Source organism: Micromonospora sp. NPDC005197, from assembly GCF_040608295.1.
Classification (GTDB): domain Bacteria; phylum Actinomycetota; class Actinomycetes; order Mycobacteriales; family Micromonosporaceae; genus Micromonospora.
The window spans coordinates 73285-84990 of sequence record NZ_JBEXHY010000012.1 but is presented as its reverse complement, the minus strand read 5'-3'; the positions used below and the strand labels follow the sequence as shown (position 1 = coordinate 84990).

At 71.5% G+C, this 11706-nt stretch carries 8 protein-coding genes; 7 read left to right on the top strand and 1 reads right to left on the bottom strand.

The genetic code is table 11. The annotated features are described in order from the left end of the window. Window positions 1-296 precede the first annotated feature (296 nt). The 4 genes from ABZU46_RS07475 (at window position 297) to ABZU46_RS07460 (ending at window position 4941) form a co-directional block, all read left to right on the top strand. Complete coding sequence (locus ABZU46_RS07475) at window positions 297-2753, top strand: ricin-type beta-trefoil lectin domain protein (protein WP_354855606.1); 2457 nt, start codon at window positions 297-299, stop codon at window positions 2751-2753. A 189-nt stretch (window positions 2754-2942) separates the two neighbouring features. Then, window positions 2943-3344 carry a YbaB/EbfC family nucleoid-associated protein gene (locus tag ABZU46_RS07470; protein ID WP_354855605.1) on the top strand — a complete coding sequence of 134 codons (402 nt, stop codon included), beginning with the start codon at window positions 2943-2945 and terminating at the stop codon, window positions 3342-3344. Next, window positions 3302-3508: a hypothetical protein gene (locus tag ABZU46_RS07465; RefSeq protein ID WP_354855604.1), complete on the top strand. Its 207-nt coding sequence runs from the start codon at window positions 3302-3304 to the stop codon at window positions 3506-3508. The genes ABZU46_RS07470 and ABZU46_RS07465 overlap by 43 nt, the downstream gene beginning before the upstream one ends. A 182-nt stretch (window positions 3509-3690) precedes the next feature. After that, window positions 3691-4941 carry a GAF domain-containing protein gene (locus ABZU46_RS07460; RefSeq protein ID WP_354855603.1) on the top strand — a complete coding sequence of 417 codons (1251 nt, stop codon included), beginning with the start codon at window positions 3691-3693 and terminating at the stop codon, window positions 4939-4941. A 40-nt stretch (window positions 4942-4981) separates the two neighbouring features. Here ABZU46_RS07460 and murQ read toward each other — a convergent pair whose 3' ends face one another. Next, a complete protein-coding gene (murQ, locus tag ABZU46_RS07455) occupies window positions 4982-5875 on the bottom strand; it encodes an N-acetylmuramic acid 6-phosphate etherase (protein WP_354855602.1) in 894 nt (297 codons plus the stop codon). A gap of 188 nt (window positions 5876-6063) precedes the next feature. On the opposite strand from murQ, the gene ABZU46_RS07450 reads away from it, so the two are divergent. From ABZU46_RS07450 to ABZU46_RS07440, 3 genes are read left to right on the top strand one after another with little or no spacing between them, the layout of a single operon-like run. Continuing rightward, window positions 6064-7629, top strand: a complete 1566-nt coding sequence (locus ABZU46_RS07450) for a sodium:solute symporter (protein WP_354855601.1) — start codon at window positions 6064-6066, stop codon at window positions 7627-7629. A gap of 11 nt (window positions 7630-7640) precedes the next feature. Beyond that, a complete protein-coding gene (locus ABZU46_RS07445) occupies window positions 7641-8813 on the top strand; it encodes an anhydro-N-acetylmuramic acid kinase (protein ID WP_354855600.1) in 1173 nt (390 codons plus the stop codon). Between the two features lie 25 nt (window positions 8814-8838). Further along, a complete protein-coding gene (locus ABZU46_RS07440) occupies window positions 8839-11706 on the top strand; it encodes an FAD-binding and (Fe-S)-binding domain-containing protein (RefSeq protein WP_354855599.1) in 2868 nt (955 codons plus the stop codon).

Here is an 11706-nt window from a genome sequence, read left to right as displayed (position 1 = left end):
GCCCCCCCCCGGGGGCGGGCGGGTCTACCTACCTCCGGTTCCCGCCGCCGCGCCGGCCCGCCCTGCCGGTGAACGCTCGACGCAGCATTCATCGAACCTTTTGTGAGGCTCCGACGATCCCGCCGCCCAAGATCGCGGCATTTGTGGTTGGTCGTTGCCGTTGACCGCCGACCGATGCGGTGCCTAACATACGACGTCTGCTTATTAACGATCTTCGATAAGAGGCCTCCGCGGTACGACAGCTCGACACCTGCCGTACGGCTTCGGGGTCGAAAGCGGTTGGGGAGGCGAGTCAGATGTTCGGTAGAGGGAGTCATCGGCGCAGCACTGGCGAGGGCGGGCCGCGCCGCTGGTCATGGCGAAGCACGCGACGTCCGCGTCGGCTGACCGCTTCGGCGCTGGGAGGGGTGGTCCTGGCGGCGGCCGTGCTGACCGGGTTCGCCTCCCCCGCCCAGGCGGCAACCGCCATCACGATCAACGGCGGATCCGGTGGACGGGCGCTCGACGGGATCGGCGCGGTCAGTGGCGGTGGCGGCAACAGCAGGTTGCTGATCGACTACCCGGAGCCCCAGCGCAGTGACATCCTGGACTACCTGTTCAAGCCGGGCCGCGGCGCCGCCATGCAGCTACTGAAGACGGAGATCGGCGGGGACACGAACTCCACCTCCGGGGCGGAGCCCAGCCACGAGCACACCCGGGGCGCCATCAACTGCAACCGGGGCTACGAGTGGTGGCTGATGGAGCAGGCGCGGGCGCGCAACGCCAACATCGCCCTGGCGGGCCTGGCCTGGGGAGCGCCGGGCTGGATCGGGAACGGCAACTTCTGGTCCAACGACTCGATCGACTACCTGGTGGCCTGGCTGGACTGCGCGGCCACCCACGGGCTGACCATCAACTACCTCGGCGGGTGGAACGAGAAGGGCTACAACGCCACCTGGTACAAGAACCTGCGCTCGGCTCTCAACTCCCGCGGCTACAGCAGCGTGAAGATCGTCGCCTCGGACGACTTCGGCTGGGCCGCCGCCGACGAATCGCTGCGGGATCCGGCGTTCGCCAACGCCGTACAGGTCTTCGGCAGCCACTACGTCTGCGGATACCGCAGCGCCCAGTCCAGCTGCCCCAGCTCCAACAACGCGGTGTCCACCGGCAAGTCGCTCTGGGCCAGCGAGAACGGCTCCGACGACTACAACGCCGGCGCGCAGGCCCTCGCCCGGGGCATCAACCGCGGCTACATCGACGGCAAGATGACCGGTTACATCAACTGGCCCGCCATCGCCGCCATCACTCCCAACATCCCCTGGGCGACCACGGGTGTGGCGGTGGCGCAGCAGCCCTGGTCCGGTGCCTACTCCATCGGCAAGAGCACGTGGGTGATGGCGCAGACCACGCAGTTCACCGCCCCGGGCTGGCGCTACCTCGACGGATCGAGCGGCTACCTCGGCGGCAACCGCAACAACGGCAGCTACGTGTCGCTGAAGTCCACCAACAACAGCGACTACAGCACCATCATCGAGACGATGGACGCCGGCTCAGCGCAGACCCTCGACTTCACCGTCACCGGCGGGCTGTCCACCGGCGCCGTGCACGTCTGGTCGACGAACGTCCGGTCGAACAACACCGCCGACCACTTCGTCAGGGGCAGCGACATCACGCCGAGCGGCGGGCGTTTCTCGCTCACCGTCCAGCCCGGCTACGTCTACAGCATCACCACCACCACCGGGCAGGGTAAGAGCACGGCGGCCAGCCCGGCGGCGGGCAACCTGAAGCTGCCGTACAACGACACCTTCGACAGCTACGCCGTCGGGCGCGAGGCGAAGTACCTGATGGACCAGCAGGGCTCGTTCGAGATCGCCGGCTGCGGGGGTGGTCGCGCAGGCCAGTGCGTACGCCAGATGTCGGAGCAGACGCCGATCTTCTGGACGTCCGGCCAGGCCGAGCCGTACACGCTGCTGGGTGACCTGTCGTGGCGCAACTACACGGTCTCCTCGGACGTCATGCTGGAGAAGTCCGGCTACGCGCAGCTCATCGGACGCGCCAACACGTACAACCACCAGGGCCCGCAGAACCTCAACGGGTACTACTTCCGGGTGACCGACGGTGGCGCGTGGTCCATCCGGAGCAACAACACCAGCGGCAACTGGCGCACGCTGGCCAGCGGAAACACCTCCGCGCTGGGCACCGGGCGCTGGCACACCCTGTCGCTGACGCTCAACGGGAGCACCCTCACCGCGGCGATCGACGGCACCACCGTCGGAACGGTCTCCGACTCGACCTGGGTCGCCGGCCAGATCGGGTACGGCACGGGTCAGGGAGTCACCGCCCAGTTCGACAACCTCTCCATCACGCCGGTCGGCAACTCCGGTGAGCCGGGCGCGACCGGAGCGATCCGCGGCGCTGGCTCCAACCGGTGCCTGGACGTCAACGGGGCCAGCCAGGCCGACGGTTCGGTGGTGCAGATCTGGGACTGCAACGGCGGCGCCAACCAGCAGTGGACGCTCACCACGAGCAACCAACTGACCGTCTACGGCAACAAGTGCCTCGACGTACCGGGCACCGCCGCGGGGACCCGTGCGCGGATCTTGACCTGCAACGGCGGTAGCGGCCAACAGTGGCGTGTCAACGCCGACGGCACGATCACCGGGGTCGGATCGGGGCTCTGCCTGGACGTCAACGGCGCGGGCACCGCCAACGGCACCGCCGTCCAGATCTGGACCTGCACCGGTGGCAGCAATCAGCAGTGGATTCGCGGCTGAGCGGTAGGAGTCCGCACGAGGACCCGTACCCGATTCGCGACGGCCGGCCGCTCAACTGAGCGGCCGGCCGCCGTCCGTGCGGACAGCCGCCGCGCGGACTCCACGTCGGAGGGTCAGGACGTATCGTGTGGTGGCCGCGCCCCCGGTGTCACCCCGAGGCGGCCGGCAGCCGTCACACGGGGAGGTCTGATGGCGCAGTTTCCCAGCGGCGACTTCGGCGCGGCGACCGAGCGGTTCGTCGCCTCCTGGTCGGCGGGCATCTCCGAGCGGGCCGCCCGGGCGCAGGAGTTGTCCGAGCGGGTGGCGGCGCTGTCGGCGACCGCCGACGGTGCGGACGGCGCGGTCCAGGTGACCGTCGCCGCGTCCGGCGCCATGACCGACCTTCGACTCGACGACCGGGTGTTGCGGTGGCGGGCGGACGAGATCACCGCCGAGGTGCTGGCGGTGATGCGCCGGGCACAGGGGCGCCTGGCACCGCAGGTGGCGGAGGCCGCGGCGGAGACCGTCGGCGCCGATTCCGCACGTTCGCCCAGCACACCAACCGGCGGGTGGCCGAGTTCCGTTGGCAGCCGGGCCAGGCGGTGTCGCTGACCATCGTCGACCCCGAGTGGGGCGCGCTCGCACAGGACTTCTACGACAACGGTGTGCCGGTCGGCGCGGAGCGGGTGCCGCCGGAGGCCGGTCCGGACTTCATGCGCGCCCTGCTGCAACGCTTCCGGATGAGCTACTACAAGTTCGTGGACGAGTGCGGCTGAGCCGCCGCCGCACCGGTACGACAGCCGCTGCCTGAGCATCGGTACGCTGCACGGCGGCTTCGCGGTCTTCCCCGTACTCTGGCGACCGTCAGCGGGCGGCGGACCATGAGCCATCCGACGAAGTCGTACAGGAGAGGGGCGACCACGGCATGACGGCGGTATCGGGCCAGCGGTCGACTGCGGTGAGTGCCGGGGAGACGGCCGAGGAGGATCTGCGGGCGCTGTTCGGGCAGTCCATCGCCGTTTTCGCGTCGCTCGTGGGGCCGACGCATGTGGTGGAGACGGCGAACCCGGCGTTCTTCGCCACCATCGGTGAGGAACGGGCGCGCACCGGGGTCCCGATCGCCGAGCTGATGCCCGAGTTGGCCGGTCAGGGCTTCGTCGCTCTGCTGGACGAGGTCTACCGCACGGGTGAGCCCTACACCGGTCGGGACGCCCGGGTCGTGCTGGGGACCGGTCCGCACGCGCGGGAGGCGTTCTTCGACTTCACCTACGAGCCACGCCGCGACGCCAGCGGCACCGTGACCGGGATCCGCGTGATCGGTGTGGAGACCACGCAGGTCAAGCACGCCCAGCGGTTGATGGCCGAACACCGCGCCATGCTGGAGCAGATCGCCCGCCAGGCGCCCCTGGCCGAGGTGCTCGACGGGATGGCCCGCTGCATCGAAAACCTGGCGCCGGAGCAGGTGCTCGTCTCCGTGCTGCTCGCCGATCCGGACGGCCGGCACCTGCGCCACGGCGCCGCACCGAGCCTGCCCGAGTTCTACAACCAGGCCATCGACGGGATCGCCACCGGCGAGGGCGTCGGCTCGTGCGGCACCGCCGCGCACCGGCGGGAACCAGTCATCGTCACCGACATCGCCAACGACCCGTTCTGGGACGACTTCCGCGACCTGGCCGAGCGGGCCGGCCTCGCCGCCTGCTGGTCGATGCCGATCCTGGCCCGCGACGGCAGCCTGTTGGGCACCTTCGCCATGTACCACCGCACCCCGCGTGTCCCGCAGGACGCCGATCTCGCTCTGGCCCGGGTCTTCGCCGACACCGCGGCCCTGGCCATCGAACGCCACCACGTCGAGCAGGCGAAGACGGCCGCCGAAGCACGCGCCAAGGCCGCGCATGAGGAGCTGGCCAAGGCGGTACGCGCGGAGCGGCAGCTGCGCGCCGAGGCCGAGCAGCGCGCCACCGCCGCCGCGGAACTCGCCGACCGGATGCGCGCCGCCGCGGCCGCACAGGCCGCCCGACCGCACCCCGAGCACTGCCAGCTCGGCGGCGACCAGGGGTGCGCCGCACCAGCGAAGATCAAGATCGCCGATTCGTGGGGTGATGCGGCGTGGGGCTGCGAGGCCCACGTCGAGGAGGCCATCCTCAACGTGCGGTCGGTGTTCATCGCGAGCGAGGAGCTCGGCGGCCTGGCCGCCTACCTGAACCGCTGACCACCGGGGCACGCCAGCGACGACGCGCGACGCGTTGCGGTCAGGCCGCGACGGCCGCCCGGACGTCATCGTCGGCGGCGCGCAGCCGTGCAGCGGCCTCCTCGGCCGTGCAGTGGGCGAGCAGCAGCACGATGGCCGTCTTGGCGTGCCCGTGCGCCGCCGCGAGCGCCCGCGCGGCCGTGTCGAGGTCGGTGTCGGCGGCCTCGGCGACGATCCGGCGTGCCCGGTCGACGAGCTTGGCGTTGGTGGCGTTCATGTCCACCATGAGGTTGCCGTAGACCTTGCCGAGCCGGGCCATCGTGGCGGTCGAGAGCATGTTGCAGACGAGCTTCTCGGCGGTGCCGGCCTTGAGCCGGGTGGAGCCGGTGAGCACCTCGGGGCCGGTGGGCACCTCGATGGCGACGTCGGCGTGCCGGCTGATCACGGCGTCGGTGTTGCAGGCCACGGAGACGGTCGCCGCGCCGCGCGCGCGGGCGTGATCCAACCCGCCGACCACGTACGGGGTACGGCCGCTGGCGGCGAGCCCGACCACCGTGTCGCGGGCGGTCAGGCCGACCGCGTCGAGGTCGGCGACGGCGCGGGCCGGGTCGTCCTCGGCGCCCTCGACGGCGACGCCGAAGGCTCGTGCCCCGCCGGCGAGCAGACCGATGACCCGGTCGGGCGTCGTACCGAAGGTGGGTGGGATCTCGACGGCGTCGAGCATGCCGATCCGGCCGCTGGTGCCCGCGCCGAGGTAGATCAGCCGTCCGCCCTGGCGTAGCGACGCCACGATGACGTCGACGGCGGCGGCGATGTCCGGCACGGCCCGACGGACGGCGTCGGCGACCGAGCGGTCCTCGTCGTTCATCGCGAGAAGCAACTCGGTGGGAGACATTCGGTCGAGGTCGCTGGTCTTGTCGTTGCGGGTCTCGGTGCCGAGGGTGCTGAGGTCCATCCGGTGTTCGTTCCTCTCGCTGATGTTCAGCCGCCGAGTGCCACCGGGCGCGTCCTGCTGGGCCAACGCACCCTCTATCAGCAGGCTGAAACCACAGCGTAACCAGCCCGGACGGGCGCTGGCAAAAAGTTTCGCGTTAGTGTGGGCCAACGTCACTTATTGACAACCCGCTGGGTGGGGAGTGAACCGTGCGCCAACTCGACCTTGTCGTGATCGTGCTGTACCTCGTGGTGATCGCCTTCGTCGGACTGCGCCTGTCCGGCAAGCAGAAATCCGCCAAGGACTACTTCGTGGGCGAGGGCCGGCTGCCGTGGTGGACCGTCTCGTTCTCCGTGGTCGCCACCGAGACCAGCGTCCTGACCGTGATCAGCGTGCCGGGTGGCGCCTACAGCGGTCAGGGGTTCGGCAACGTCGAGCTGGCCCTGGGCTACGTCATCGGTCGCGTCGTCGTGGCCACGGTGCTCATCCCGCTCTACAAACGGGGTGGGTTCGTCAGCGCCTACCAGTACCTCGGTGAGCGGTTTGGCCTGAAACTTCAGGGTCTGGCGTCGGTCACGTTCGTCTTCACCCGCCTGCTCGCCGAGGGTGTCCGCCTGTTCGCCTCGGCCATCCCCATCAAGCTGCTCCTCGACGAGTTCGGCCTGCACGTCGGCTACCAGGCCATCATCGTGGTCCTCACGCTCATCACGGTGGTCTACACCTACCTCGGCGGCATCAAGGCGGTCATCTGGACCGACGCCATCCAGATGGGGCTGTACCTGGGCGGGGCGATCCTGGCCATCGCGGTGCTCAGCCACGCCGTCGGCTTCGACGGCTACTCGCAGGCGCTGGACGCCGGCAAGTTCCAGCTCTTCGACACCAACTTCACCCTCGCGCACGTGCTCACCAGCCCGTTCGCCCTGCCGACCGCGATCATCGGTGGTGCCATCTTCGCGATGGCCAGCCACGGGTCGGACCAGCTGATCGTCCAGCGCATCCTGTCCACCCGCACGCTGCGCGACGGGCAGAAGGCGATGATCTCCTCGGGCGTCTTCGTGGTCATCCAGTTCGCCGCGTTCTCCCTGGTCGGCGCGCTGCTGTGGTCGTACAACAAGGGTCAGACCTTCAAGGAACTCGGCCTGGCCAGCAGCGACAACCTCTACCCGAGCTTCATCCTGCACGCCCTGCCGGTCGGCATCTCAGGTCTGCTGGTGGCCGGCATCCTCGGCGCCGCGATGGGTTCGCTGTCGTCGGCGTTGAACTCGATGTCGAACTCCACCGTCGCCGACTTCATCCACAGCTTCTCGCGCAAGGTCCCGTCCGACGACGCGATGCTCCGGCTCGCCCGGGTGATGACCCTGGTCTGGGCGGTGCTGATGGCGATCTTCGCCTGCGCGTTCAGCTCCAGCACCGGAAACGTCTACCTGACCGGTCTGACCATCGCGGGCTACACCTACGGGGCGCTGCTCGGGGCCTTCCTGCTCGGCCGTCTGGTCAAGCGGGCCAACCAGGTCGACGCCTTCATCGCCTTCCTCGTCACCGTGGCGGTGATGACCTACATCGTCCGCTTCGTCAAGATCGATGTGACGACGGCGGGTACCACCACCGCGACCGCCATCGCCGCGCAGTGGCTGGTGCCGATCGGCGTCCTGATCACCCTGGTCGTCGGCGCGGTGTCGAGCCGGTTCCACCCGGCCCCGGAGACGCCGTACGACCATGGACGACGCGACGAGGTCGACGACGACGCCGCGACGGCACCCGCCGGCCGGGCGTGAAGGAGGACGCGATGCGCGTGATCGGCCTGATGTCCGGAACCTCCTACGACGGCATCGAAGCCGCCGCAGCCGAGTTCGACCTGAGCGGCGACACCCTGCGGATGCGACCGCTGGGCCGGCTCAGCCACCCGTACCCCGACCAGCTGCGCGCCCGGATCGCCGCGGCCCTGCCACCCGCGACGACCATCACCGAGGCGATCTGCGTGGTGGACACCGGCATCGGCCAGACCTTCGCCGAGGCGGGCGTGCGGGCGGTCGCGGAACTCTGCGGCGGCCGCGCCGACCTGGTCGTCTCGCACGGGCAGACCATGCACCACTGGGTCGAGGCGGGAACGGTCCGCGGCACCCTCCAGCTCGGTCAGCCGGCCTGGATCGCGGAGGCCACCGGCCTTCCGGTCGTGGCCGACCTGCGCAGCCGCGACGTCGCCGCCGGTGGCCAGGGCGCACCCCTGGTCGCCCTGTTCGACGCGCTGCTGCTGCGCGGCCTGCCCGGCGTCCCCGCCGCGCTGAACCTGGGCGGCATCGCCAACATCACCGTCGTCGCGCGGGACGCGGATCCCCTCGCGTTCGACACCGGGCCGGCCAACGCGCTCCTCGACGTCGCCGTCCGCCACTTCAGCGGCGGCGTCGAGGAGTACGACCGGGACGGGCGCGGCGCGGCAGCCGGGCAGGTCAACCCGGTCCTGCTGCGGCGGCTGCTCGACGAGCCGTACTACCGGCAGCCCGGCCCGAAGAGCACCGGCAAGGAGCTGTTCCACCTGCCGTACCTGCTCGCCGCCCTCGCCGACGCCCCCACGCCGGAGCCGAACGACGTGCTGGCCACGCTCACCCGGCTGACGGCGGTCACGGTGGCCGACGCCTGCCGCGAGCAAGGCGTCACCCGCCTCGTCGTCTCCGGCGGCGGCGCGCACAACCCGACGCTGCTGCGGATGATCAGCGACGAGCTGCCGGACGTCCACCTGACGTCCAGCGACGAGGTGGGTGTCGCGTCCGACGCCAAGGAGGCACTGGCCTTCGCGCTGCTGGGCTACCTGACCGTGCACGGGCTGTCGGGCACCCTGCCCTCGGGCACCGGCGCACGGCACGCCTCGGTGCTCGGCAGCATCACCCCCGGCCGCCAACCGCTGCGGCTGCCGGCGCCGGTCGACACCGCCCCCGAGCGGATGCTGATCGTCGCCGACTGACCACCCCTTCCCGGGAGGATCGCCCATGAGCACCGTCGTTCCCGTGCCGAGCGCCGCCGGCGTCCGCGCCCGCGAGGTCGCCGAGTTGCTGCGCTCGCGCCTCGACGATCCGACCCGGGCCAGCGCCGAGCTGCCCCGGAGGCTGGCGGCGGCGCACGACGCCTCGCCGTACCTGTTCGAGCCGCAGGCCGTGGTCCGCGCGGCCTCGGCGGCCGAGGTGGGCGCGCTGATGGTCGGCGCCCGGGAGGCCGGCGTGCCGCTGACCCTGCGCGGTGGCGGCACCAGCCTCGCCGGGCAGGCCGGCGGCGCGGGCGTGCTGGTCGACGTGCGCACCGACTGGCGGCACGCCGAGGTGCTCGACGACGGCCGCCGCATCCGGCTCCAGCCGGGCCTGACGATCCGGCAGGCCAACGCCCGGCTGGCCCGCTACGGCCGCCGGCTCGGACCGGACCCGGCCAGCGAGTCCGCCTGCACGGTGGGCGGCATGGTGGCCAACAACTCCAGCGGGATGACCTGCGGCACCACCGACAACGCGTACCGCACCATGGAGTCGCTGCGCTTCGTCCTCCCGTCCGGCACCGTCGTCGACTCCGCCGCGCGCGACGCCGACGACCGGCTGCGCGCCGCCGAGCCCGAGCTGCACGCCGGGCTGCTGCGCCTGCGCGACCGGGTGCGCGCGACGCCGGGGTCGCGGGCCACGATCGAGCGGCTGTTCGCCATGAAGAACACCATGGGGTACGGACTGAACTCGCTGCTCGACCACGACAGCCCGGTCGAGATGCTGGCCCACCTGATGATCGGCAGCGAGGGCACGCTCGGCTTCGTGGCCGAGGCCGTCTTCCGGACCGTCGAGATCCACCGACATGCCGCCACCGGCCTGCTGATCCTGCCCGGTCTCAGCGCCGCCACCGACGCGCTGCCCGCCCTGCTCGCCGCCGGCGCGCGTACCGCCGAACTGCTCGACGCCGCCGCGCTGCGGGTCAGCCAGCGCGACCCCGACGCGAGCCCGGCCCTGCGCGGGCTGACGGTCGTCGGGCACGCCGCGCTGCTGGTGGAGTTCGCCGAGGACACCGCGAAGCGGCTGGCCGCGACGCTGGCCGACGCCCAGCCCGTGCTCGACCGGCTGCCCGCCGTCACCGGCACCGAGCTGACCCACGACCCGCGCGAGCGGGCCAAGCTCTGGCACCTGCGCAAGGGCCTCTACACGGCGGTCGCCGGCGCCCGCCCGCCCGGCACCACGGCCCTGCTGGAGGATGTCGCCGTGCCGATGCCGCGCCTGACCGGCACCTGCGACGGGCTGATCCGCCTGTTCGAGCGGCACGGCTACCCCGACGCGGTGATCTTCGGACACGCCCGCGACGGCAACCTGCACTTCATGCTGACCCAGTCCTTCGACACACCGGCCGAGATCGACCGCTACGCCCGGTTCACCGACGACATGGTCGACCTCGTGCTGGCCGAGGGGGGAACACTCAAGGCCGAGCACGGCACCGGTCGCGCCATGGCGCCCTTCGTCCGGCGACAGTACGGCGACGAGCTGTACGACGTGATGCGCGAGCTGAAGCGGTTGTGCGACCCGAGCGGCCTGCTCAACCCCGGCGTACTGCTCAACGACGACCCGACGGTGCACCTGCGGCAGCTCAAGGCCGTCCCGACAGTCGATGAGGAGCTGGACGCCTGCGTGGAGTGTGGCTACTGCGAACCGGTCTGCCCCACCGCCGACGTCACCACCACGCCCCGACAGCGCATCGTCCTGCAACGGCAGATCGCCCTCGCCACGGCCGCCGGGGACGAGGAACGCCGCCGGGAGCTGACCGCCGACTACGACTACGCCGCGGTGGACAGCTGCGCCGCCGACAGCCTCTGCGTCACCGCCTGCCCGGTCGGCATCGACACCGGCGCGGCGATGAAGCGGCTGCGCGCGGAGCGGCACAGCCCACTCGCCCAGCGCACCGCCCGCGGTGTCGCCCGGCACTGGAAGGGCGCCGTGGCCGGCGTCCGGGTCGGGCTGAACGCCGCACACGCCGTGCCGACACCGCTGACCCGCGCCGCCACCGGGGTGATCCGTGCACTCGGCGCCACCGAACTCGTACCACAGTGGAGCGCCGACATGCCGCGCGCCGGCGGGCCCCGCCCCGAGCCACGCAGCGCGCCGGACGCACGGGCGGTGTTCTTCGCGGCGTGCATCGGCAGCGTCTTCGCACCGGAGGACGGCCCGTCCGGCGGCTCGGCGGCGGCGTTCCTGCGCCTGTGCGAGCTGGCGCGGGTGCCGGTGGTCGTGCCGGCCGAGACGGCGGGGCTGTGCTGCGGGACGCCCTGGCAGTCCAAGGGCTACCCCGCCGGCCACCGCGAGATGGCCGAGCGGACCCTGGCCGCGCTGTGGACGGCCAGCGACCAGGGCCGCCTGCCCATCGTGTGCGACGCGTCGTCCTGCACCCACGGGCTGACCCAGCTGACCGCCGCGCTGGCCGAAAAAGACCGGGCACGGTACGCCGCTCTGCGCTTCGTCGACAGCGTCACCTTCACCGCCGAACACCTCCTGCCGGCGCTGCCCGAACCCCGGCGGCTGGGCTCGCTGGCCCTGCACCCCACGTGCTCCACCGTGCACCTCGGCGGCATCGACGACCTGCACACCGTGGCCCGGGCGGTCGCCGACACCGTGACCGTGCCGGACAGCTGGGGATGCTGCGCCTTCGCCGGAGACCGGGGGCTGCTGCATCCGGAGGTCACCGGCGGCGCCACCGCCGCGCAGGCCGCCGAGGTCAACCAACGCGACCACGACGCGTACGCCTCCTGCAACCGCACCTGCGAGATGGGCATGAGCCGGGCCACCGGGCAGTCGTACCGGCACGTGCTCCAGGTGCTCGTCGAGGCGATCGAGCCGCCGGCCTAG